Here is a 22,161-nt window from a genome sequence, read left to right as displayed (position 1 = left end):
GGGTTGTCGGTGGCGATGGCGGGGAGGGTCCGCCCGGTCCCATTCCGAACCCGGTAGCTAAGCTCCCCAGCGCTGATGGTACTGCACTCGACAGGGTGTGGGAGAGTAAGACACCGCCGACACACAACATGAAAGAGGGCCCCTCTTTTCCAGTCAATAGACCGGAAAAGAGGGGCCCTCCTTTGCATTCCCAAGAGAAGCAAGGCGAGCGCGGGCCGCGGACCGACGAGCGTCTTGGGTGTGAGCGCGACTACAGTCCTGGTGTGGATGCTTCGAAGCTCACCGAAGGTCAGCGCGCTCTGAAGCCCCGGAGCAGCGAGGTCACCGAGGGGATGGAACGGGCCGCGGCGCGCGGGATGCTGCGGGCCGTCGGCATGCAGGACGAGGACTTCGCCAAGCCGCAGATCGGCGTCGCCTCCTCCTGGAACGAGATCACCCCGTGCAACCTGTCCCTGCAGCGGCTCGGGCGCGCCGCCAAGGACGGGGTGCACGCGGCGGGCGGGTTCCCGATGGAGTTCGGCACCATCTCGGTGTCCGACGGCATCTCGATGGGGCACGTCGGCATGCACTACTCCCTGGTGTCCCGGGAGATCATCGCCGACTCGGTGGAGGCGGTGGTGGAGGCCGAGCGGCTGGACGGCACCGTCCTGCTGGCGGGCTGCGACAAGAGCTTGCCGGGGATGCTGATGGCGGCGGCGCGGCTCGACCTGGCTTCGGTGTTCGTCTACGCCGGGTCGATCCTGCCGGGGCGGGTGGACGACCGCGAGGTGACGATCATCGACGCCTTCGAAGCGGTCGGCGCCTGCGCGCGGGGCCTGATCTCCCGGGCGGAGGTGGACCGCATCGAGCGAGCCATCTGCCCGGGTGAGGGCGCGTGCGGCGGGATGTACACGGCGAACACCATGGCCTGCGCGGCCGAAGCGCTGGGCATGTCGATGCCGGGTTCGGCGAGCCCGCCGTCGGTCGACCGACGGCGCGATGCGGGCGCCCGTGCTGCTGGGCGCGCGGTGATCGGCATGCTGGAGAGCGGGCTGACGGCTCGGCGGATCCTGACGCGGCAGGCGTTCGAGAACGCGATCGCGGTGGTGATGGCGTTCGGCGGCTCGACGAACGCCGTGCTGCACCTGCTCGCCATCGCCCGCGAAGCCGAGGTCGACCTGGCGCTGGACGACTTCAACCGGATCGGGGACCGGGTGCCGCACCTCGCCGACGTCAAGCCGTTCGGCCGGTACGTGATGTCCGCGGTGGACCGCATCGGCGGCGTCCCGGTGGTGATGAAGGCCCTGCTGGACGCGGGCCTGCTGCACGGCGATTGCCTCACGGTGACCGGGCGGACGGTGGCGGAGAACCTGGCCGAGCTCCAGCCCCCGGACCTGGACGGTGAAGTGCTGCACCAGCTCTCGAACCCGATCCACCCGACCGGCGGGCTGACCATCCTCCGCGGCTCGCTGGCCCCGGACGGTGCCGTGGTGAAGAGCGCCGGGTTCGACTCCGCGCGGTTCGACGGCACGGCGCGGGTCTTCGACGGCGAGCAGGGGGCGATGGACGCGGTCGAGGACGGTTCGCTCAAGGCCGGTGACGTGGTCGTCATCCGCTACGAGGGGCCGCGCGGCGGTCCGGGCATGCGGGAGATGCTCGCGGTGACCGGTGCGATCAAGGGCGCGGGCCTCGGCAAGGACGTCCTGCTGGTGACCGACGGCCGGTTCTCCGGCGGGACTACGGGGCTGTGCATCGGGCACGTGGCGCCGGAAGCCACCGACGGCGGGCCGATCGCGCTGGTGCAGGACGGCGATCCGATCCGGCTGGACCTCGCCACCCGAACCTTGGACCTGCTCGTGGACGAGGCGGAGCTCCAGCGGCGGCGCGAGAGCTGGGCACCGCCGGAACCCCGCTTCCGCCAGGGGGTTCTCGGCAAGTACGCCAAGCTCGTCGGCTCCGCCGCCGAGGGCGCCGTCTGCGGCTGATCAGCCCTGCACGGGCTGCAGCTGGGCCTTCAGCTGCTCGGCCTCCTCCTTGGTGATGGAGGCGGTCGTGCCGCACCAGGTGCAGGTCAGCGCGTAGCGGGTGCTGGTCGGGAACAGCGGGATGAAGAACAGGGTGAACTTGGTGACGCCCTTGTTCAGGGTCGTCGCGTACGTCCCCCGGCAACCGGGGCAGGCCAGCAGCAGGCTGCCCAGGCGCTGCACGGTCCGACGGAACCCCCAGATGATCATCATTCCTCCCCAGTTCGGCGTGATCGGCTGCCGAGGTTAGGGCAAGAACCGATCGCGTTCCGGCGGAATGAGGAACGGGTGGGGCCGCTCACGCCCGATCGGCGGTACGCGGTGGGCGGCCCGGGACGGACCGCCCACCGCGCCACCCCGTCAGTCCCAGGACAGGGAGGCGCCGGACTGGTACTCGATGACCCGGGTCTCGAAGAAGTTCTTCTCCTTCTTCAGGTCCATCGCCTCGGACATCCACGGGAACGGGTTCTCCGCCGCCGGGAACACCGGCTCGAGGCCGAGCTGGTCGCAGCGCCGGTTGGTGATGAAGTGCATGTACTGGGCGCAGAGCTCGGCGTTGATGCCGAGGATGCCGCGGGGCATGGTGTCGCGGCCGTAGGCGATCTCCAGCTCGCACGCCTCGGCGAGCATCTGCCGGACCTCGGCCTGGAACTCCGGGGTCCACAGGTGCGGGTTCTCCAACTTGATCTGGTTGATGCAGTCGATGCCGAAGTTCAGGTGGATGGACTCGTCGCGCAGGATGTACTGGTACTGCTCGGCGATGCCGACCATCTTGTTCCGCCGGCCCAGCGCCAGGATCTGCGCGAAACCGGTGTAGAACCACATGCCCTCGAAGATCACGTAGAAGGCGACCAGGTCCCGCAGGAAGGCCTGGTCGGCCTCGGTGGTGCCGGTGGCGAAGTCCGGGTCCTCCAAGCTCTGGGTGTACTGCAGCGCCCACGCGTCCTTGTCGGAGATCGACGGGATCTCCCGGTACATGTTGAACAGCTCGCCCTCGTCGAGGCCGAGGCTCTCGCAGATGTACTGGAAGGTGTGGGTGTGCACGGCCTCCTCGAAGGCCTGTCGCAGCAGGTACTGGCGGCACTCGGGGTTGGTGATGTGCCGGTAGACCGCGAGCACGATGTTGTTGGCGACCAGCGATTCGGCGGTGGCGAAGAACCCGAGGTTGCGCTTGAGCAGCAGGCGCTCGTCCTCGGTGAGGCCGTCGGTGGACTTCCACAGCGCGATGTCGGCCTGCATGGAGATCTCGGTGGGCATCCAGTGGTTGTTGCACCCGGCCAGGTACTTGTCCCAGGCCCAGCCGTACTTGAGCGGCAGCAGCTGGTTGACGTCGGCGCGGGCGTTGATCATCGCCTTCTCGCTGACGTCGACGCGCCCGCCGGAGCGGTCGATCTCGCCGAGACCGGCGGCGGAGGAGGGGGACTGCAGGGAGGTCATGCTGTGGTGCTCCAGGAAGAGATCACCCGGTCCGCGGTGGCCGGGTGGTTGACGTGATCAGGGGCTTGGGCCCGCGAGGTGCGCGATTTCAATGGAAATCAGGTCGTCGACTTCCATTGAAATCGCGGTCCCGGGCGGGCGGGGTCACTGGCAGGCTTCGCAGTCGGGGTCGTCGACGGAGCAGGCCGCTCCGGTCGCCGGGACCGCGGTCGGGACGGCGTTGAGCTTGCCGTCGGTGCCGCGCAGGGTGCTCTTCTCCACGTGGGTGGCGCTGGTGGAGCGCAGGTAGTACGTGGTCTTCAGGCCCTTGCGCCAGGCCAGCCGGTAGAGCTCGTCGAGCTTGCGACCGCTGGGGGAGGCGACGTAGAGGTTCAGCGACTGGGCCTGGTCGATCCACTTCTGGCGGCGCGCCGCGGCCTCCACCAGCCAGTGCGGCTCGATCTCGAACGCGGTGGCGTAGAGCTCCTTGAGCTCCTGCGGGATCCGCTCGATCGGCAGCAGGCTGCCGTCGTGGAACTTCAGGTCGGCGACCATCGCCTCGTCCCACAGCCCGGCCCGCTTGAGGTCGGCGACCAGGTGCGGGTTGACCACGGTGAAGTCGCCGGACATGTTCGCCTTGACGTACAGGTTCCGGTAGACGGGCTCGATGGACTGGTTGATCCCGCAGATGTTGGCGATCGTCGCGGTCGGCGCGATGGCCATCACGTTGGAGTTGCGCATCCCGTCGCGGACCACGCGCTCGCGCAGCGCCGCCCAGTCCAAGGTGGACGAGCGGTCCAGGTCCACATCGCCGCCGCGGGCTTCGGCGAGCAGCTCCAGCGAGTCGACGGGCAGCACGCCGCGGCTCCACAGCGACCCGTCGAAGGTCTCGTACCGGCCGCGCTCGGCCGCCAGCGCGCTGGACGCGCTGATCGCGTGGTAGCTGATCAGCTCCATGCTGCGGTCGGCGAACTCCACCGCGGCCTGCGACGACGGCGCGATGCGCTGCACGAACAGCGCGTCGGCGAAGCCCATCAGCCCCAGGCCGATCGGCCGGTGCCGCAGGTTGGACCGGCGGGCCTCGGGGATCGTGTAGAAGTTGATGTCGATGACGTTGTCCAGCATCCGCACGGCGGTGCGGGTGGTGCGCTCCAGGCGCTCGGCGTCGATCCCGTCGGCCGTGACGTGCCGGGCCAGGTTGATCGACCCGAGGTTGCACACCGCGACCTCGTCGGTGCTGGTGTTCAGGGTGATCTCGGTGCACAGGTTCGAGGAGTGCACCACGCCGGTGTGCTGCTGCGGGGAGCGCAGGTTGCACGGGTCCTTGAAGGTGATCCACGGGTGGCCGGTCTCGAACAGCATGGTCAGCATCCGCCGCCACAGGTCGACCGCGCGGACCCGCTTGAACACCGCGATCTCCCCGCGGTCGGCGGCCTGCTCGTAGGCGCGGTAGCGCTCGGCGAACGCCGCGCCGTACAGGTCGTGCAGGTCTGGGGTCTCGTCGGGGGAGAACAGCGTCCACTGCTCGTCGGCCTCGACCCGGCGCAGGAACTCGTCGGGCACCCAGTTCGCGGTGTTCATGTCGTGGGTGCGGCGCCGGTCGTCGCCGGTGTTCTTGCGCAGGTCGAGGAACTCCTCGACGTCGATGTGCCAGGTCTCCAGGTAGGCGCAGACCGCGCCCTTGCGCTTGCCGCCCTGGTTGACCGCCACCGCCGTGTCGTTGGCGATCTTCAGGAACGGCACCACGCCCTGCGACTTGCCGTTGGTGCCCTTGATGTGCGCGCCGATGCCGCGCACCGGGGTCCAGTCGTTGCCGAGACCGCCGGCGTACTTCGACAGCAGGGCGTTGTTGCTGATCGAGTGGAAGATGCCGGACAGGTCGTCGTCCACCGTGGTCAGGAAGCAGGACGACAGCTGCGGCCGGGTGGTCCCGGCGTTGAACAGCGTGGGCGTCGAGCACATGAAGTCGAACGACGACAGCAGCTGGTAGAACTCGACGGCGCGCGCCTCGCGGTCGTCCTCGCGCAGCGCCAGGCCCATCGCGACCCGCATGAAGAAGGCCTGCGGCAGTTCGAAGCGCACCCCGCCCTCGTGCAGGAAGTACCGGTCGTACAGCGTCTGCAGCCCCAGGAAGCCGAACTCCAGGTCGCGCTCGGGCGCCAGCGCGCGGCCGAGCCGGTCCAGGTCGAAGGTGGCCAGCTCGGGGTCCAGCTGCTCGAGCGCCACCCCGCGGCGCACGTACTCGGCGAAGTGCGCGGCGTAGTCGGAGTCCTGGTCGACGCCGAGGAACTCCAGCGCTTCGCGGCGCATCCGGTTCAGCAGCAGGCGGGCGGTGACCTGCGAGTAGTTCGGTTCGGTCTCGATCAGGGTGCGGGCCGCCATGATCTGGGCCAGCGAGAGCTCGTCGTCGCTGATCCCCGCGTAGCCGGTGCGCCGCACCTCGTCGAGCACGGCTTCGGCGGACACGCCGGGCAATCCGGCGCAGGCCTGGTGGACCGCGGTGGACACCTCGGTCCAGTTGTCGAGTGTCGCCGTCACTGGCTCTCTCCCCTCGCGAGCTCGGTGGACCTCGAGCGCGCGCAGGCAGACCTCGGCGACGCGGGTCGCCGGTCGTCCGCGCGGACCCGCCCTCGAGGCCCCGGACAGCACGCCTTTCGCGTGCACCGGTGGCAGGTCTTCGGACTCACGGGCGGCCTACTGGTCGTGGCTTCCCAGGCGTTGGCCCAGTGCTCTTACCCGCTGCCCCGGGAGGGGCAGGCGGGTCACGACGGTCGTTCCCGTTCACCGCTGCGGGGCAGTCCCGGATTCGCACCGGGTTCCCTCTTGCCTCACCGGATCGCTCCGGTGAACCACCAGCGAGCGACACACTACATCTTGGGTTCGGGGCTGTTGTGGACGGGCAGATATCGGCGTGTTGTGCTCCCCGGTCGACAGTGTCGGACTGGTGGCCGAGACTGGCGGCCGGAGCTTGCCGAAAGGGGTTGCCCGTGGACGAGGCGCGGCTGCGGTCACTGCTGGCGGAACTGACCACGGCGGAGAAGGCGCGGCTGCTGACCGGCGCCGACTTCTGGACGCTGCACCCGATGCCGAAGATCGGCCTGCGCGCGATGGTGCTCTCCGACGGGCCGAACGGGGTGCGCGGAACGACCTGGGACGAGCGCGACACCTCGCTGCTGCTGCCGGTGGCGTCCGCGCTGGGGGCGACCTGGGACCGGGCGGCGGCCCGGACGGCGGGGGAGCTGTTCGGCGACGAGGCGCGGCGCCGCGGCGTGCACGTGGTGCTGGCGCCGACGGTGAACGTGCACCGGAGTCCGTTCGGCGGCAGGCACTTCGAGAACTTCGCGGAGGATCCGCTGCTGATCGGGGAGATCGGTGCGGAGGTGGTCGCGGGCATCCAGTCGCGCGGGGTGGGGGCGACGGCGAAGCACTTCGTCGCCAACGACACCGAGACCGAGCGGTTCAGCTACGACGTCGTGGTCGACGAGCCGACGCTGCGCGAGGTGTACCTGAAACCGTTCGAGCGGATCGTGGCGAAGGCCGGTCCGTGGCTGGTGATGGCGGCCTACAACTCGGTCAACGGGCGCACGATGACGGAGAACTCGGCGCTGGTCGACGACGTGCTCAAGGGCGAGTGGGCGTGGGACGGCGTGGTGGTGTCGGACTGGTTCGCCACCCGGTCGCTGCGCGACACCGCGCTGGGCGGCCTGGACCTGGCGATGCCCGGGCCGAAGAGCCCGTGGTCGAACGGGAAGCTCGCGAAAGCTGTGGAGCGGGGCGAAGTTCCGGTCGAGGTGCTCGACGACAAGGTGCTGCGGTTGCTCAGGCTGGCCTCCCGCGTAGGCGCTTTCGAGGATTCGGAGCCCGGTGGCGGTCCGCCGCCGGAGGAGGCTCGCCCGACCATCCGCGACCTCGCGACGCGCGGATTCGTGCTGCTGCGCAACGAGAACGCGGTGCTGCCGATCGACCCGAAGGTGTCCAAGGTGGCGGTGATCGGGGAGAACGCCACCATCCCGGCGGTGCAGGGCGGCGGGTCGTCGCACGTCAGCCCGCCGCACGTGGTGACACCGCTGGCCGGGCTGCGCGCGGCGCTGCCGGACGCGGATGTGGTGTACCAGCGCGGAGTTCGGCACCGGCGCCTGCTGGACGCGCTCGCCCCGGACGAGATGTCCGACCCGGACGGTGCAGGCTCGGGGATCCGCGTCGACTTCCTCGATGCCGACGGCGCGGTGCTCGGCAGCGAACTCCGCGGCACGGAACGGCTGCTGTGGATGTCCGGGCTGCCGCACGGCGCGAAGTCGTTGCGGCTGCGGGCGAATCTGCGCGCGGAGCTCGGCGAGCACGTCTTCGGGGTCAGCGGCACCGGGCACTTCCGCGCGACGATCGCGGGCCGGGAGGTGCTGGCCGCGGACGTGGCGCGCGCGGCGGACATCGACGATCCGCTGGCGGAGATGGTGGAACCGCCGGAGCAGCGGTTCAACATCGTGCTGGTGGAGGCGGACCTGGACGGGGCCGGTAGCGTTGAGCTGACCGTGGACTTCGCCCCTGTGAGCAGCGACGGGCTGGTTTCGGTCGGCATCGGCCACCGCGCGCAGGAGTGGGACGACGCGAGCGAGCTCGCCGCGGCGCTCGCGGTTGCCAGGGAGGCCGATGTCGCGGTGGTCGTGGTCGGCACCAACGACGAGGTGGAGACCGAGGGCCGCGACCGGACTTCGCTGGACCTGCCGGGCGCGCAGGACGAGCTGGTGCGCGAAGTGGCGGCGGTCAACCCGAACACCGTGGTGGTGGTCAACGCCGGAGCGCCGGTGTTCATGCCGTGGAGCGGCGCGGTTCCCGCAGTGCTGTGGACGTGGTTCGGCAGCCAGGAGTACGGCGATGCGCTCGCGGACGTGCTGCTGGGGCGGGCGGAGCCGGGCGGCCGGTTGCCGACCACCTTCCCCGCGGCGCTGGCCGACATCCCCGTGCCGCTGCCCGCGGTGCAGCCGGTGGACGGCGAACTCCGCTACGACGAGGGGACGTCGATCGGGTACCGCGCCTACCTGGACCGCGGTGCGGCACCGGCGTTCCACTTCGGACACGGGCTCGGCTACACGACGTGGGAGTACCTCGAAGCCGCGGTCGACGGGGACGTGGTGCGGGTGGAGCTGCGCAACACCGGTGACCGGGCCGGGCACGAGGTCGTCCAGGTCTACGCCGCGGATCCGCTGCGGTTGGCGGGTTTCGCGGTGGTCGAGGCGGAGGCGGGAGCCGAGGTCTCGGCGGAGGTGCGGGTCGAGCCGGGCGCCGACGAGCTCCGCATCGGCCGCAGCGTCGCGGACCTGCGGCTGGTCGCGGCGCGTTGATGCGCGATCTCAGCGGACGTCGCAGGTCGGGGTTTCCGGTCCCGGCGTGCGCGGGAGCACGCCGGGACCGGGGGGGCTATTCCTGGGTGACGTACTTCTGGAGGTCGTCGAGGACGAGGTTGGCGGCGATGGGGCCGAGGCCGAGGAACCAGGTGTCGTCGTTGACCTCGATGGCCTTGCCGTTGCGGACCGCGCCGAGGGTGGTCCACTGCACGGAGCTGACCACCTGGTCCATCTGCTCGCGGGTCTTGTCGCCGTAGGCGGAGTAGAACAGCAGGTCGCCGTCGGCCTGGGAGAGCTGTTCCCGGCTGATCTTGGTGTGGGTCTTGTCGAACTGCTGGTTGTCGGGCCGCCCGAACCCGACGTCGGCCAGGATCGTGCCCAGGTAGGAGCCGGTTCCGTAGAGCCGGAACTCGCCGGAGAGGAACCGCAGCGCGCTGACCTTGGTGGCCGCCGGGTCCCCGAGCTGCTTGCCGATCTCGGCGGCCCGCTGCTGGTAGGCGTCCAGGATCCGCTGCGCCTCGGCCTTCTTGCCCAGGGCCTCGGCGTCGAGCAGGAAGTTCTCCTTCCACGGCTTGCCGACGGTCTCGGCGAACACCGTCGGAGCGATCTTGCTCAACGCCTCGTAGTGCTCGTCGTCGCGGACCTTGCTGGACAGGATCAGATCCGGCTTGAGCGCGGCGATCTTCTCCAGGTTCGGCGAACCGATCGTCCCGACGATCTCGATGTTCCCGGCCTTCTCCGCCAGGTAGGGCTGCAGGTTCTGGTTGGCGTCCGGCAGCACCGTGCCCACCGGCTTCACACCCAGCGCCAACGCCGCGTCCAGCTCACCGGTGTCGAGCACCACCACCCGCTGCGGCGTACCGGCGACCTTGGTCTGCCCCTTTGCGTGGTTGATGATGCGCTCGCCACCCTGCGGTGCGGCGGGCTGCTCGGTCGCCGTGCCGCACCCGGCGGCGGTGCCGAGAGCGAGCGCAGCGGTGACGGCTGCGAGCAGCCGACGAGGACGGAACATGACGCTTCCTACCTGTTCACTCGGTGCTGAAGTTTGGTGAGCCTAACCTGATGGAGCGCGTCGATCCAGTTCTGAGACAGTGCTCACGGCCGCGAAGACATGCGAAGATGATCAGCGAAGAGGAGCGGGGATGGATGCGCTGATCCCGCGCGAGCGAGCGGAGATCGCCCCGGGAGCGGTGCACGTCCCGGACTGGCTGAGCCTGGACGAGCAGCGCGACCTGGTGCGCGCCTGCCGCGAGTGGGCGAGGGCGGGAATGCGCTCGCCGAAGCTGCCGAGCGGGGGTGTGATGTCGGTCCGGACGGTCTGCCTGGGCTGGCACTGGACCCCGTACCGCTACTCGAAGACGCGGGAGGACGGCTCCCCGGTGGCGCCCTTCCCGGCCTGGCTGGCGGACCTGGGTCGCCGGGCCGTGGCGGACGCCTACCAGCGACCGGCGGACGACTACGCCCCGGACATCGCCCTGATCAACTTCTACGACGACGCCGCCAAGATGGGCATGCACCAGGACAAGGACGAGACGAGCAGAGCACCGGTGGTCTCCCTGAGCCTGGGCAACGACTGCACCTTCCGCTTCGGCAACACGGAATCGAGGAACAAACCCCACCAGGACATCACCCTCTCCTCGGGTGACCTCTTCGTCTTCGGCGGCCCAACCCGCCTGGCCTACCACGGAGTCCTGAGAACAACCCCGGCAACAACCCCACCGATAGGCCTGAAAGCCGGCCGCCTCAACATCACCCTGAGAACCTCAGGCCTCTGACCCGCATTGGGACGCGGCGCTCAGCCCAAGGCACGCCCGAAAAGTCCCCTACCAACGCCGGACCACCAAGCCACCCCATCCGAAGGTCGAGCTACCCAGGCCGGGTACGCCACCCCTCGCAAGGCACGTCGGAAAGGCGGCCCCCGCACCGTGGGGGTTTGGGGGTTTGACCCCCAAAGCGATGACGAAGATCCGCAAATGCGAAACGCCCTGCGTGAGCAGGGCGTTCCACGGTATCGAGTGCGCCAACAGGGACTCGAACCCCGAACCCGCTGATTAAGAGTCAGCTGCTCTGCCAGTTGAGCTATTGGCGCTGGCCTGTTGTTCCGGGTTTGCCGCCCGGTCACAGTGAAACGCCCCGCCTGAGCGAGGCGTCCGACTGCTTTGAGTGCGCCAACAGGGACTCGAACCCCGAACCCGCTGATTAAGAGTCAGCTGCTCTGCCAGTTGAGCTATTGGCGCTGGCCTGTCGTTTCGGGTTTCCGGCCGGTCTCCCTGGCGACAGGGAAAACATTAGCACGGCTCTGGAGGGCTTCGAACGGGGGGTGGGGTCGGTGGTGCCGGTGGGTTGGTCGGGCGGGGCGAGCAACCCTCGGGTGGGGTGGCGCGTCTGTTGGTCGGGTGATCGGCCTGCGCGGATCACACTGCGTGCATGCCTGGTCTCTTCATCCCCTGTCGGGACCTTGCGGCACACTGTTCACAGGGGTTTAGTGATGCTTCTAAGCGGACGGACTGTTGCTCATGAGGGAGTGGCGTAATCCGGTCGGGGGTCCCATTCGGGTTTCACGACTGTTGACGATGTTGATCTTCGGCGTGGTCGCGCTGTTGGTCGCGGGGTGCAGTGGATCGGGCGGTTCGGAGACCGGCTCGGCGTCCGGCGAGGTGGCGCCGGCGCCGACGTTGGAGCTGGCGCCGCAGAACGGCGCCAAGGACGTGTCCCCGGCCGGGCCGATCACCGCGAAGGTGACCAACGGCCGGATCGTGAACGCGGTGCTGACCAACACCGAGTCCAAGCAGGTGGCCGGGACCATCTCGCCGGACGGGGCGAGCTGGACCGCCGGGGAGAAGCTCGGCTACGGCAAGACCTACACGCTGGAGGTCACCGCGCAGGGCGCCAGCGGGCCCGCGATCACCCAGCAGGCCACGTTCACCACGGTGTCGCCGGGCAAGCAGAGCTACGTCTCGATGAACCCGCTCGACGGGCAGACCGTCGGGGTCGGGCAGCCGCTGGCGTTCTACTTCAGCAAGGACGCCCCGGCACCGGACAAGGCGAAGGCCGAGGAGGCCATCAAGATCAAGACCGAGCCCGCCGTGGAGGGCGCGTTCTACTGGTTCAACAGCCGCGAGGTGCACTGGCGGCCGAAGGAGTACTGGAAGCCCGGCACCAAGGTGACCGTCGACGTCGACGTCTTCGGGCGCGACCTCGGCAACGGCGTCTGGGGCCAGGAGGACCGGAAGGCGACCATCACCATCGGCGACGCGGTGATCCTGAAGGCCGACGGAGCCTCGCACCAGATGTCGATCGAGAAGAACGGCCAGGTGATCCGGACCATGCCGGTGTCGCTGGGCAAGCCGTCCTTCCCGTCCAACAACGGCGTGCACGTGGTCACCGAGCACCACGCCACGAAGGTGATGGACTCCTCGACCTACGGCCTGCCGATCGAGGCGGGCGGGTACCGCACCGAGGTGAAGTGGGCGGTCCGGATCTCCAACGGCGGTGAGTTCCTGCACGCCGCGCCGTGGTCGGTGGCCCAGCAGGGCCACAGCAACGTCAGCCACGGCTGCATCAACATGAGCATGGACAACGCCAAGTGGGTCTTCGACCTGCTGAAGAAGGGCGACATCGTCGAGATCACCAACTCCGGCGGCCCGGACCTGCGGCCCTGGGACGGGTTCGGCGACTGGCAGATCCCGTGGGACCAGTGGGTCAAGGGCAACAAGTGACCCGCGGCTGACGACGAGGGCCCCGTTCCGCTGGAGCGGGGCCCTCCGCCTTCTCGGGCGCGGAACCGGCCCGGAAACGCGAACGAGGCCTGATTCCCGCGGGAATCAGGCCTCGTTCGGCATTTGGGGTGAGTGACGGGAATCGAACCCGCGACACCTGGGACCACAACCCAGTGCTCTACCGACTGAGCTACACCCACCTCGGTCGCCCGGACCGGGTCTCGGAGGACCGCCTTCCGGAGCAACGCTCATATACTAGCGTGCGCTGTCACGCCGTTTTCCGCGGGCTCCGGTTATCGCCGACGCAGCTGGTCAGCGGCCGTTTTCCGACTGCTGCTCGGCCGCTTTCCGGGTGCCCCCGACGCCGTCCTCGGCGAGCAGCTCGGCCGCCACCGCCTGGGCCTGCTCGCTGGTCGGGCCGGGCTGCGGGACGAACGCGGTGCGCCGGTAGTAGGCGAGCTCGCGGATCGACTCCCGGATGTCGGCCAGCGCGCGGTGCGCCAGGCCCTTCTCCGGCTGCGCGTAGTAGATCCGCGGGTACCAGCGCCGGCACAGCTCCTTGATGGACGACACGTCGACCATCCGGTAGTGCAGGTGGGCGTCCAGCCGCGGCATGTCGCGGGCGATGAAACCGCGGTCGGTGGCGATGGAGTTGCCCGCCAGCGGGGCCGACCGCCCGTCCGGGACGTACTGGCGGATGTAGTCCAGCACCTGCTGTTCGGCTTCGGCCAGGGTCACCGCGGAGCGGCGCACCTCCTCGGTGAGCCCGGAGCGGTCGTGCATGTCGCGGACCACGTCGGGCATCCCGGCCAGGGCCTCGTCATCGGCGTGGATGACGATGTCCACGCCCTCCCCGAGGATGTTCAGGTCGGCATCGGTGACCAGGGCGGCGATCTCGATCAGGGCGTCCTTGCCGAGATCGAGACCGGTCATTTCGCAGTCGATCCACACTAGACGGTCATTCACCCGAGGCAGCCTAACTCGCCACGAGGCGTGATCGTGCATCCGTCTCGGTCATGCGCCCAGCCGCTCGCGCAGCTCGCGGGGCACGACCTTGCCGGTGGCGTTGCGCGGCAGCTCGTCCAGGAACACGACGTCGCGCGGCAGGGCGAACTTCGACAGCCGGTCGCGGATGCGGTCGCGCACCTGCTCGGCGTCGAGCTCCTGGCCCGGGCGCAGCACCACGAACGCGGCGAGCCGCTGGCCGAAGTCCGGGTCGTCGACGCCGATGACGGCGGTCTCGGCCACCTCCGGCAGGCGGGCGATGGCGTCCTCGGTCTCCTTCGGGTAGACGTTCTCGCCGCCGGAGATGATCATGTCGTCCTCGCGGCCGACGACGAACAACCGCCCGGACGCGTCGACGTGCCCGAGGTCGCCGGTGGACATCAGGCCGTCGCGGACCTCCCGGCGGCTGCCGTTGGTGTAGCCCTCGAAGAGCATGTCGTTGCCCGCGAAGATGCGCCCGGTCTCGCCGCGCGCCACCTCGGTGCCGTCCTCGGCGAGGATGCGCACCGTCGTGCCCCGCGGCGGGCGGCCCGCGGAGGCCGGTGCCGCGCGCAGGTCCTGCGGGTTGGCGATGCTCACCCAGGACACCTCGGTGGAGCCGTAGAGGTTGTAGAGCACGTTGCCGAAGGCGCGCTGGAACCGGGTGGCCAGGTCCGCGGGCAGCGCCGAGCCGCTGCTGGCCACGATCCGCAGCGTGCTGTGGTCGTAGCGGTCGCGGACCTGCTCGGGCAGGTCCAGGAGGCGCTGGAGCATCACCGGGACGGCGAACAGCGCGGTGCACCTGTTGCGCTGCACGGAGGCCAGCGCCTGCTCGGGGTCGAACTTGCGGCGCAGCACCAGCGTCGCGCCGAGCACGGCGCCCAGCTGGAACGCGGCCAGCCCCCAGGTGTGGAACAGCGGTGCGCTGACCAGCATCCGCTCGCCGCTGCGCAGCGGGAGCCGGGACAGGATCGAGGCGGCCGGGGACAGGCTCGGCGGGTCCGGGCGACGCGCGCCCTTGGGCGTGCCGGTGGTCCCGGAGGTGAGCACGATCATCCGGGCGTGCCTGCGCGGTCTGGCCGGGCGCCGCGGCGAGGACGTGGCGATCAGGTGCTCCAGCGTGTCGCGCCGGGTGGTGCCGTCGGTCCAGGCCAGCACCTGGTCGACCTCGGCGGGCAGCTCGGGAAGCTGGGCGCGGAACTCGGCGTCCAGGACCAGGACGCCGACCTGCTGCTCGGCGATCACGTCGGCGAGCTGCCGACCGCTCAGCCCGGTGTTGAGCAGCACCACGTCCACGCCGAGCTTGGCCGCGGCGACGATCGTCTCGACCGGTCCGTGGTGGTTGCGGCACAGCACCCCGATGCGGGTGCCGCGCTTGACGCGCTTGCGCAGGCCGTTGGCGAGCCGGGAGGTGCGCTGTTCGAGCTCGGCGTAGCTGAGCGCGCCCCGCTCGTCGATCACCGCCGGGCGGTCCGGGTGGCGCACGGCGCCGACCGCGAAGCCCATCGGCGGGGTGATGCCCCAGTGGCGCCAGGCGCGGAGGATCCGCAGCACCTTGTCCGGGCGCAAGGGGCGGAGCACGCCCTGCTTGGCCAGCACGAACGCCGTGTGCGCGCTCGGGGCCGCGCGATTGAGCACGGCCGCGGTCCGCTGCCTCAACACGCTCACGCATCCACCTCTCGGTCGGCGAGCTACTCGAGAGTAGATACTTACCCAAACAGATCGGAACTGGAAAGGGGCGCGGACCGGTCAGCCCTGATCGGCCGCCGACACGACCGCGTCGCGCAGCACGGCCCGCAGCCGCCCCACCTCCAGCGGTGAGAGCACCGCCGTCTCGCCGGGCGGCGCCACCAGCACGACGTCGCCCTGGTTGATGAACACCGACAAGTCACGTCGCCTCCCGGCGACATCGCGGCAGCTCACGTGCCACTCCTTGGTGGGCTCCACGATCCCCAGCCTCCCTGTGCAGTTCGCGCATCCCGCGCGGTGTTGATCGAGGGACGCCGCAGCGCACCGGGCGTGACGGCGGTTGGCGGGGGTTTCTTCGGAATATGCCGAAAGCCCAGTTCAAGAACCGAGAAGGCGCCGGGCGATCGCCCGGCGCCTCGTGGTGATCGGCAGCGATCAGACCGGTCGGACGACGAGGCCCTCGGGCTCGGCGGTGAAGGTGACCGCACCTTCGAAGTCGGCGATCGGGAGCTCGTCGCGCACCAGCCGGTGCGGCGCGTCGAAGGCCTCGACCCGGATCTCGCCGGTGGTGATCGTCCGCTCGGCGGCGTCCGCGCCGCCGACCTGCACCTGCAGCTCGTGCCCCTGCACCGCCACGGTCAGCCAGCCGCCGGCCACGGTCAGCTGCTCGCCGTCGTGGGTGAGGACCAGTCGGCTGGCGGCCGGGTCCTCGGAGCGCACCGCGACGTGCGAGAGGGCCACGTCGCGCTTGCCCGATTCGTCGCCGACCAGCGCGATCACGTCGCGGGTGACCGGCTCGGCCGCGGCGTCGCCCGGCTTCGGGGTGAGCACCGGGGCGCGCAGCTGCGCGGCGACGCGGTAGGGCTGCCACGAGCCGGCACCGATCAGGTTGACCACCGCGGTGACGTCGACGTCGGCCAGCAGCCGGTCGCTGCCCGGCGCCGGGGTCACCTCGATCGCGGGGACGTCCTGCTGGTTCAGCAGCTCGCGCAGGGCTTTGGCGCGTTGGCGGCTGTTGCGGTCGAAGCCGCGGGTGATCGCCACGGTCCCGGATCCGGCGGCCGCGACGGCGGCCTCGGTCAGGTCCGCCAGCGGAGCCCAGATCCGCGCGGGATCCTCCGGTCGGCGGGGCCGCCGGGAACGGGCGAAGCTCGGAGCATCGGTCGTGGTTTCCATCGTCGCCGAGTTTAGTCCGCGAGGAAGGGTTACCTTGCCTACCGGTGGGCCCCTTCACGCTGTGAAATCGATCGCTTTCGGCTGCTTTTCCGGCGGCGGGGCCCTTTCCCGCCGGGCGCGGGCGGAGGTCCGCGCTGATCTCGCCGGTCGCAAAAGCGATTCCGCCGGGCTGCTGCCGATCCCCGGGCTGGCGCACCCGCTCGCGGAGGAGCCCGCGCCTCAGCTGCCCCCTGGCCCGCGAGGTGGACGCGGGCCTGACCGCGTGGTTCCGGCGCCACCTGGCGAGCTAGCCGCGGTCGGTGTTGCGCGGTTTGCCCCGGTTCCCGGTGGGCCATCGGGAGGGTGGCGCTCCGGCGGTCTTGTTGGTGCGGGCGGCCGGAGCGATGCTGGGGTGTTCGCGGAGGGGGGGCGGGATGACCGAGTTGTTGTTCCCCGAGCTGGGGCGTCGTCCGGCCGGGCGGGCTCCGGTGCGCGGGGTGCTGGTGCGGTGGCTGGCCGCCGACGGGAGCGCGGTGCACGTCGGCGACCGGTTGGCCGAGGTCCGGGCGGCCGGTGGCGCGGTCGGGTGGGTTCCGGCGCTGGCCACCGGGACGCTCTGGCACCAGGTGCGGCCCGGTGAGGTGCTCAGCGCGGGTGCGGTCGTGGGGCTCATCGACTGACCGGTGCGGTTCGGGTTAGGTTGGGGCGAGTGACGCGGGGTGCCCGGGCTGCCGGGCTGAGAACAGACCCGTTGAACCTGACCTAGCTCGTACTAGCGGAGGGACGTCATGGTTCCGAACGTGCTGACCATCGCGGGCACCGATCCCAGCGGTGGCGCCGGTGTCCAGGCCGACCTGAAGACCTTCTCGGCGCACGGCGCCTACGGCATGTCCGTGATCACCGCGCTCGTCGCGCAGACCACCACCGGGGTGGCCGAGGTCCACGAGGTGCCGCCGGAGTTCATCACCTCGCAGCTGGTCACGCTGCTCGACGACGTGCGGGTGGACGCGGTCAAGATCGGCATGCTGGCCAACGCCGAGGTGATCCGCGCGGTGATCGAGGTGCTGGACCGCTACGCGCCGCCGCACGTGGTGCTGGACCCGGTGATGGTCGCCAAGAGCGGTGACCGGCTGCTCGCGCCGGAGGCGGTCGGCGCGCTGCGCGACGAGCTGCTGCCGCGGGTCGACCTGATCACCCCGAACCTGCCGGAGGCGGCGGACCTGCTCGGCGAGCCGGAGCTCACCGACGTCGAGGGCATGCCCGCCCAGGCCGAGCGGCTCGCCGGGCTCGGCGCCAAGCAGGTGCTGCTCAAGGGCGGTCACCTGGCGGGCGAGTCCAGTGTGGACCTGCTGTACGGCGACGGGATCGCCGAGTTCCTGACCAGCGAGCGCGTCGTGACCAGCAACGACCACGGCACCGGCTGCACCCTCTCGGCGGCGATCGCGGCGCTGCGCCCGCAGCGCGCGGACTGGCTGACGGCGGTGCGCGAGAGCAAGGACTACCTGACCGAGGCGCTGCGCGCGTCCGAGCGCCTGGACGTCGGCCACGGCCACGGTCCGGTGCACCACTTCCACCGCTGGTGGTGACCAACCCCGGCCAACGGGCGATACCCCGGCGCGTCGTGCTCGCGGCACGCCGGTTGTTGTGGACAACTCCCGCAATTTCAATGGAAATCGCGCGCCTGATTTCCATTGAAGTCGCGTTCCCCGAGATCTGGAGACGAGGACTTCGATGAGCAAGCTGCCCGCACCGCCCGCCGACGGCTTCTGCGCGCAGGCCTGGGCGCACACCGCCGACCTGCAGCAGGCGATCGTCGAGCACCCGTTCAACGCCGCGCTCACCGACGGCACCCTGGACCGCGAGGTGTTCGCCTTCTACATCGTGCAGGACGCCCGCTACCTGGTCGGGTTCGCGCAGGCCCTGGCGGCCGCGGCGACCCGGGCCGACAACGCCGAGGACGCCGCGTTCCTGTCCGGTGCGGCCCAGGGCGCGCTGGTCGAGGAGCGCCGGTTGCACGCCGGGTACGTCGCCGAGTTCGGGCTGTCCGACGAGGAGATCGCCGGGATCGGCACCTCGCCGTCCTGCCTGGCCTACACCTCGTACCTGCGCGCGACCGCGCTGACCGAGCCCTACCCGGTGCTGCTGGCGGCGATCCTGCCGTGCTTCTGGGTGTACCAGCACGTGGGCACCACGATCCTGGAGGCCACCGGCGGCGCGGACGAGCACCCGTACCGGGCGTGGATCCAGACCTACGCCGACGACGAGTTCGCCGCCGCGGTGCTCACCGCCCGCGAGCTCGTCGACCGGGTCGCCGCGAGCGCCGACGACGAGACCCGGCAGCGGATGCTGGCGGCGTTCACCCGGGCCACCGAGTACGAGTGGCTGTTCTGGAACAGCGCGTGGACGAAGGAGGCCTGGCCGACCGCGCAGTACCTCCGGTAGGCGGCGCCGAAACCCGTTGCGGGACAAGGGAAAGACGCTCGCGGAAATGTGATCCGGGGCACATGATCGGCCGCGTAACGAATGCCGAGAGCCGGAGCGATGTGCTCAGCGACACGCCCGTTCGGGCGTGGATTCTTCCCACCGTAATCGGGGTTTCAGGCGCCGTGGGCACTTCGCTTCTGATCGTTCTGCTGGGCATGCTGGTGCCCGTGCTTGCTGCTGCGCCGTTCTACTGGGCTGAACGCCGAACCGAACAGCAGCAGCTGCAGGGCCAGGGGGGCGAGACCGAACAACCCGCCGGTTCCGACGACTGACTAATAACAGCTGCTGGAACCGGCGGCTGTCATTCCTTGCTGATCTCCGTGCGGAGGCGGGCGAGGCGCTGGCGGGAGCGGTTGAACTTGGCTTCGAAGTGCTTCTCGTACAGGTCGGTCGGCAGTTCGGGGAGCTCGACGGGCTCCGCCGTGCGCTGCGCCGGTGCGACTGCCGGGGACTCGCTCGGCTCGGCCTCGGCGGCGGGCTGCTCGGCCTCGGCGGCGGACTGCTTGGTCTCGGCGGCGGGCTGCTCGGGCTCGGTGGGCTCCGGGGTGGGCTGCTGCGGGGCGGTCGTCCGGCGGGTGACCGTCGGCGGCGCCGGGGCCGGGGTGCGCAGCGCGTGCTTTCCGCGCGGGGCGGCTTCCTGCTCGCCGAGTTGGCGGTTCGCGCGGTGCAGCAGCGGCCAGAAGATCAGCGTGGCCAGTGCGAATCCGGTGACGAACATCAGCACGAGCAGTTCCACGTGGTGCTCCGATCAGTTCTGTCTGGCAGGTCCGGGCTGCGGGGTCGCACCGTTGGTGCTCGGGTGCTGACCGTCGATCGGGATGAGGAACGTCTGCACGTCCTCGCGCTGCGAAGGCAGCTGGAGCGGTAGCTGGTCCTCGGGTTCGGGAGCCGGTTCCACGGCCGGGGGGTGAGCGCGGAGCTCGTCGACGGAGGCGCTGAGCGCGCGGTGGGCCTGGTCCATCGAGGACAGCACCGCGGCGCGCAGTTCTTCCAGGCGGCGCTGCTGGGCGTGGATCTCCTCCAGCGCCTCCAGGCGCATCTGCTCGGTCTCGGCGTCCCACTGGCCGCACTGCCGCCGGGTCTGGGCGATGAGCTCGTCGGCCTCCTCCTGCGCAGCGGCGATGATCCGCTTGTACTCGGCGCGGATGTTCTGCCGCATCCGGTGCTCCCGGGAGCGCAGCTCGCTGACCTTCTGGTCGTGCTCGCGGTGCAGGCGGGCCCGGCGCTCCTCGACCTCGGAGATGAGCTGGCTGCACTCCTCGCGCAGTTCGCTCGCGTTGCGCTCGGCCTCGCTGATCAGCTCGCGCGCCTCGGTCTCGGCGGTGCCGCGGATGATCTCGGCCTGCCGCCGGGCCTGGTCACGGAGGGTCTGCACCTCCTCCTCGGCGATCGAGAGCATGTTCTGCACCCGCTGCGAGGCGGCGGGCAGGCCGGTGTCGGAGGACTCGATGCGCCGGAGGCGCTCCTCGGCCGCGTCCAGGCTGCGGCGGGTGTCGTCGCAGAGCTTGCGCAGGTCGGTGTTGAGCTGCGCGGCCTCGTTGCGGTCGATGGTGACCAGCCGCAGCTGGTCCTCCAGCAGCTCGATGTGGTCGATGACCTGGCTGCGGTTGAAGCCGCGGACCTGGATGTCGAATCCCGGCCGGAGCGGAACGACGGAGTCGGCGTCATCCATGGGTGAACTCCTCTCCGGGCGGTGGGCCGATTCGATAGCTCGGAGAGTAGGGGTGATGGTCTGCGTTCGCCCAGCGAAACACAACGATCATCACCGGATCAGGTAGTCATGATCGATTTGTTGCGCGCCCAGCTTGCGCTGCGTGACGACCGGTCCGGTTCGTCCACAGTGCACGGTGTCGTACCAGGGGGTTCGGCGCCCCTGCCGTTGGGGTTGTTAGTTAGGTTAGGCTCCGCTCACGGATCCGAGGTTCGAGGAGCATCGCGTGACGAGTGGAGTGGACCTTGCCGGGCAGGCGCACCAGTGCGCCTCGGTGCTGCTGCGGCGCTGGTTGGCCGAGACGCACACGCCGGTCGCCGAGGGGCCGTTGCGGCTGACCGTCGGAGCGCTGCGGTTGGGCACCGACGTCGTGTACAGCTCGCCGACCGGTGCGCACGGGTTCGGGGCGATCCACGTGCTCGACGACTCCGACGAGCCGGTGGCGGTCGCCGATCCCGGCCTGCTCGCCGCGTCCTGCTCGGCCGATGCGCGCGCCCGCGCGCTGCCCGGGGCGCCGATCAACTCCGCGGACGCCGGTTCGCTGGTGGACTGGTTGCTGCACGCGCTGCCGCGGCGCGAGCTCGATCCGCTCGCGCTGCCGGACGACCTGGTCGCCGTGGCCCGCTCGGTGTCCGACGCGGCGGAGGCGCGGCGCTGGTTGGCCGCGCACGTCGAGGGGCGGCTGCTGCCCGCCGTGCTGAGCTGGGAGGGCGAGGACGTCGCCGCCGCGACGGTGAAGCTGCTGACCCGCGGGCCGTTGGCGGTCATCGGGTTGCTCGGGCGGCGCGGGGTCGTGCACGAGGAGGACCTGCTCGCCGAGCTGCGGAAGTGGCTGGGCGGGGTCGCCGAGGCGCACCCGGCGTCCGGGTGGCTGGTCGAGCACTGGCTGACCAGCCCGACGCTGACCGATCTCGCCGCGCTCAACGGCTCCGACCTGCGCTACCGGGCGGACTCGGGGCGGGTGGAGGTGCGGCCGGTGCCCTTCGAGGCGCCGAACCCGCTGTGGTCCGGGGCGGCGGAAGCACCGGGCGTGCCGATCCCGGAGCTGGGGGAGGGCTGGTCGCTGCGGCCGGTGGAGGTCGTCGGCGACGACGGCGGGCCGGACGTCGCGCTGGTGCACCGCTGGATGAACGCCGAGCACGTCGCGGTGAACTGGAACCAGGCGTGGCCGCTGGCGCAGTGGCGCGCGGAGCTGGCCGGTCAGCTCGGCGGGCAGCACTCGGTGCCGTGCATCGCGGGGCGCGACGGCCGCGACATCGGCTACCTGGAGCTGTACCGGGTGCAGCGGGACAAGCTCGCGCGCTGCTACTCGCACGATCCGCACGACCTCGGGGTGCACATCGCCATCGGGGAGCCGGACGCGATCGGTCGCGGGGTCGGGTCTTCGCTGCTGCGGGCGGTGGCCGGTGGTCTGCTGGCGGCCGACCGGGAGTGCCGTCGGGTGGTGGCCGAGCCCAACGTCCACAACGGAGCTTCGGTGGGCGCGTTCGGCAAGGCCGGGTTCGGCCGCTCCGGCGAGGTCGGGTTGCCGAACAAGAACTCCGCGCTCATGATCTTCGAACGCGGGTGAGCAGACCCACTCCATCGCCGGTGCCGGGTGTCTGTACTCCCGATCGACAGCGCACTAAGGTAAGCCTTACTTACCTTGTTGATCGTGG

General features: G+C 70.4%; 19 protein-coding genes, 3 tRNA genes, 1 rRNA gene and 2 riboswitches. Of the genes, 10 read left to right on the top strand and 13 right to left on the bottom strand.

Annotation, left to right across the window (positions count from 1 at the left end; genetic code table 11):
* Positions 1–5 precede the first annotated feature (5 nt).
* Positions 6–122 (top strand): 5S ribosomal RNA (gene rrf / locus F1721_RS27845).
* Between the two features lie 141 nt (positions 123–263).
* Positions 264–1,964, top strand: coding sequence for a dihydroxy-acid dehydratase (ilvD, locus tag F1721_RS27840; protein WP_150069753.1), 1,701 nt, complete (start codon positions 264–266; stop codon positions 1,962–1,964).
* Here ilvD and F1721_RS27835 read toward each other — a convergent pair whose 3' ends face one another.
* The 3 genes from F1721_RS27835 to F1721_RS27825 form a co-directional block, all read right to left on the bottom strand.
* Complete coding sequence (locus tag F1721_RS27835) at positions 1,965–2,213, bottom strand: zinc ribbon domain-containing protein (RefSeq protein ID WP_150069774.1); 249 nt, start codon at positions 2,211–2,213, stop codon at positions 1,965–1,967. It lies immediately after the preceding gene.
* A 150-nt stretch (positions 2,214–2,363) separates the two neighbouring features.
* On the bottom strand, positions 2,364–3,440 hold the full coding sequence (locus F1721_RS27830; protein ID WP_150069752.1) for a ribonucleotide-diphosphate reductase subunit beta: 1,077 nt from the start codon (positions 3,438–3,440) through the stop codon (positions 2,364–2,366).
* A 144-nt stretch (positions 3,441–3,584) separates the two neighbouring features.
* Positions 3,585–5,957: a ribonucleoside-diphosphate reductase subunit alpha gene (locus tag F1721_RS27825; RefSeq protein WP_150069751.1), complete on the bottom strand. Its 2,373-nt coding sequence runs from the start codon at positions 5,955–5,957 to the stop codon at positions 3,585–3,587.
* A gap of 113 nt (positions 5,958–6,070) precedes the next feature.
* Positions 6,071–6,288, bottom strand: a riboswitch (cobalamin riboswitch).
* A gap of 118 nt (positions 6,289–6,406) precedes the next feature.
* Here F1721_RS27825 and F1721_RS27820 point away from each other — a divergent pair.
* Positions 6,407–8,758, top strand: a complete 2,352-nt coding sequence (locus F1721_RS27820; protein ID WP_246155350.1) for a glycoside hydrolase family 3 protein — start codon at positions 6,407–6,409, stop codon at positions 8,756–8,758.
* 76 nt (positions 8,759–8,834) lie between these two features.
* Here the strand turns inward: F1721_RS27820 and F1721_RS27815 are convergent, their stop codons facing one another.
* A complete protein-coding gene (locus F1721_RS27815; protein WP_150069750.1) occupies positions 8,835–9,773 on the bottom strand; it encodes an ABC transporter substrate-binding protein in 939 nt (312 codons plus the stop codon).
* Between the two features lie 130 nt (positions 9,774–9,903).
* Between F1721_RS27815 and F1721_RS27810 the strand changes: the two genes are divergently transcribed.
* Complete coding sequence (locus F1721_RS27810) at positions 9,904–10,536, top strand: alpha-ketoglutarate-dependent dioxygenase AlkB family protein (RefSeq protein ID WP_150069749.1); 633 nt, start codon at positions 9,904–9,906, stop codon at positions 10,534–10,536.
* 241 nt (positions 10,537–10,777) lie between these two features.
* Here the strand turns inward: F1721_RS27810 and F1721_RS27805 are convergent.
* Positions 10,778–10,850 (bottom strand) — tRNA-Lys (locus tag F1721_RS27805).
* A gap of 75 nt (positions 10,851–10,925) precedes the next feature.
* Positions 10,926–10,998 (bottom strand) — tRNA-Lys (locus tag F1721_RS27800).
* A 336-nt stretch (positions 10,999–11,334) separates the two neighbouring features.
* Here F1721_RS27800 and F1721_RS27795 point away from each other — a divergent pair.
* Positions 11,335–12,480, top strand: a complete 1,146-nt coding sequence (locus tag F1721_RS27795; RefSeq protein WP_150069748.1) for a L,D-transpeptidase — start codon at positions 11,335–11,337, stop codon at positions 12,478–12,480.
* A gap of 124 nt (positions 12,481–12,604) precedes the next feature.
* Here the strand turns inward: F1721_RS27795 and F1721_RS27790 are convergent.
* The 5 genes from F1721_RS27790 to F1721_RS27770 all read right to left on the bottom strand — a co-directional run bounded on the left by F1721_RS27790 (position 12,605) and on the right by F1721_RS27770 (position 16,329).
* A tRNA-His gene (locus F1721_RS27790) sits at positions 12,605–12,680 on the bottom strand.
* A 112-nt stretch (positions 12,681–12,792) separates the two neighbouring features.
* Positions 12,793–13,446 (bottom strand): oligoribonuclease, encoded by a 654-nt coding sequence (gene orn / locus F1721_RS27785; protein ID WP_150069747.1) that lies wholly within the window; start codon positions 13,444–13,446, stop codon positions 12,793–12,795.
* Between the two features lie 48 nt (positions 13,447–13,494).
* Complete coding sequence (locus tag F1721_RS27780) at positions 13,495–15,132, bottom strand: AMP-binding protein (RefSeq protein WP_150069746.1); 1,638 nt, start codon at positions 15,130–15,132, stop codon at positions 13,495–13,497.
* 81 nt (positions 15,133–15,213) lie between these two features.
* Positions 15,214–15,411: a hypothetical protein gene (locus F1721_RS27775; RefSeq protein WP_150069745.1), complete on the bottom strand. Its 198-nt coding sequence runs from the start codon at positions 15,409–15,411 to the stop codon at positions 15,214–15,216.
* 177 nt (positions 15,412–15,588) lie between these two features.
* Positions 15,589–16,329, bottom strand: coding sequence for a hypothetical protein (locus F1721_RS27770; protein WP_150069744.1), 741 nt, complete (start codon positions 16,327–16,329; stop codon positions 15,589–15,591).
* A 413-nt stretch (positions 16,330–16,742) separates the two neighbouring features.
* On the opposite strand from F1721_RS27770, the gene F1721_RS27760 reads away from it, so the two are divergent.
* The 4 genes from F1721_RS27760 (at position 16,743) to F1721_RS27745 (ending at position 19,064) form a co-directional block, all read left to right on the top strand.
* The gene (locus tag F1721_RS27760; protein ID WP_150069743.1) at positions 16,743–16,988 is read left to right on the top strand and encodes a biotin/lipoyl attachment domain-containing protein; all 246 of its coding nucleotides are present in this window, start codon (positions 16,743–16,745) and stop codon (positions 16,986–16,988) included.
* Between the two features lie 25 nt (positions 16,989–17,013).
* A riboswitch (TPP riboswitch) is annotated at positions 17,014–17,109 on the top strand.
* Positions 17,097–17,894 carry a bifunctional hydroxymethylpyrimidine kinase/phosphomethylpyrimidine kinase gene (thiD, locus tag F1721_RS27755; protein ID WP_150069742.1) on the top strand — a complete coding sequence of 266 codons (798 nt, stop codon included), beginning with the start codon at positions 17,097–17,099 and terminating at the stop codon, positions 17,892–17,894. It overlaps the preceding riboswitch by 13 nt.
* Positions 17,895–18,039: 145 nt before the next feature.
* Positions 18,040–18,750: a thiaminase II gene (gene tenA, locus F1721_RS27750; protein ID WP_150069741.1), complete on the top strand. Its 711-nt coding sequence runs from the start codon at positions 18,040–18,042 to the stop codon at positions 18,748–18,750.
* A gap of 62 nt (positions 18,751–18,812) precedes the next feature.
* Positions 18,813–19,064 carry a hypothetical protein gene (locus tag F1721_RS27745; RefSeq protein ID WP_150069740.1) on the top strand — a complete coding sequence of 84 codons (252 nt, stop codon included), beginning with the start codon at positions 18,813–18,815 and terminating at the stop codon, positions 19,062–19,064.
* A gap of 29 nt (positions 19,065–19,093) precedes the next feature.
* On the opposite strand, the gene F1721_RS34615 is transcribed toward F1721_RS27745, so the two are convergent.
* Both F1721_RS34615 and F1721_RS27735 read right to left on the bottom strand, forming a co-directional pair.
* On the bottom strand, positions 19,094–19,528 hold the full coding sequence (locus tag F1721_RS34615) for a hypothetical protein (protein ID WP_170301624.1): 435 nt from the start codon (positions 19,526–19,528) through the stop codon (positions 19,094–19,096).
* A 12-nt stretch (positions 19,529–19,540) separates the two neighbouring features.
* Positions 19,541–20,464, bottom strand: coding sequence for a coiled-coil domain-containing protein (locus F1721_RS27735; RefSeq protein ID WP_150069738.1), 924 nt, complete (start codon positions 20,462–20,464; stop codon positions 19,541–19,543).
* A gap of 265 nt (positions 20,465–20,729) precedes the next feature.
* Between F1721_RS27735 and F1721_RS27730 the strand changes: the two genes are divergently transcribed.
* The gene (locus F1721_RS27730) at positions 20,730–22,073 is read left to right on the top strand and encodes a GNAT family N-acetyltransferase (protein ID WP_246155348.1); all 1,344 of its coding nucleotides are present in this window, start codon (positions 20,730–20,732) and stop codon (positions 22,071–22,073) included.
* Positions 22,074–22,161 lie beyond the last annotated feature (88 nt).

Source organism: Saccharopolyspora hirsuta (assembly GCF_008630535.1).
Taxonomy (GTDB): domain Bacteria; phylum Actinomycetota; class Actinomycetes; order Mycobacteriales; family Pseudonocardiaceae; genus Saccharopolyspora; species Saccharopolyspora hirsuta.
The sequence above is the reverse complement of the archived record's forward strand: the minus strand, read 5'-3'. Positions and strand labels throughout refer to the sequence as shown.

What these genes read in the sequence shown, in the direction of transcription:
- F1721_RS27815 (WP_150069750.1), bottom strand. Translation starts at nt 9,773, where the DNA reads ATGTTCCGTCCTCGTCGGCTGCTCGCAGCCGTCACCGCTGCGCTCGCT.
- F1721_RS27810 (WP_150069749.1), top strand. Translation starts at nt 9,904, where the DNA reads ATGGATGCGCTGATCCCGCGCGAGCGAGCGGAGATCGCCCCGGGAGCG.
- F1721_RS27830 (WP_150069752.1), bottom strand. Translation starts at nt 3,440, where the DNA reads ATGACCTCCCTGCAGTCCCCCTCCTCCGCCGCCGGTCTCGGCGAGATC.
- F1721_RS27760 (WP_150069743.1), top strand. Translation starts at nt 16,743, where the DNA reads ATGACCGAGTTGTTGTTCCCCGAGCTGGGGCGTCGTCCGGCCGGGCGG.
- F1721_RS27835 (WP_150069774.1), bottom strand. Translation starts at nt 2,213, where the DNA reads ATGATCATCTGGGGGTTCCGTCGGACCGTGCAGCGCCTGGGCAGCCTG.
- thiD (WP_150069742.1), top strand. Translation starts at nt 17,097, where the DNA reads ATGGTTCCGAACGTGCTGACCATCGCGGGCACCGATCCCAGCGGTGGC.
- F1721_RS27795 (WP_150069748.1), top strand. Translation starts at nt 11,335, where the DNA reads ATGTTGATCTTCGGCGTGGTCGCGCTGTTGGTCGCGGGGTGCAGTGGA.
- F1721_RS27745 (WP_150069740.1), top strand. Translation starts at nt 18,813, where the DNA reads ATGATCGGCCGCGTAACGAATGCCGAGAGCCGGAGCGATGTGCTCAGC.
- F1721_RS27770 (WP_150069744.1), bottom strand. Translation starts at nt 16,329, where the DNA reads ATGGAAACCACGACCGATGCTCCGAGCTTCGCCCGTTCCCGGCGGCCC.
- tenA (WP_150069741.1), top strand. Translation starts at nt 18,040, where the DNA reads ATGAGCAAGCTGCCCGCACCGCCCGCCGACGGCTTCTGCGCGCAGGCC.
- F1721_RS27735 (WP_150069738.1), bottom strand. Translation starts at nt 20,464, where the DNA reads ATGGATGACGCCGACTCCGTCGTTCCGCTCCGGCCGGGATTCGACATC.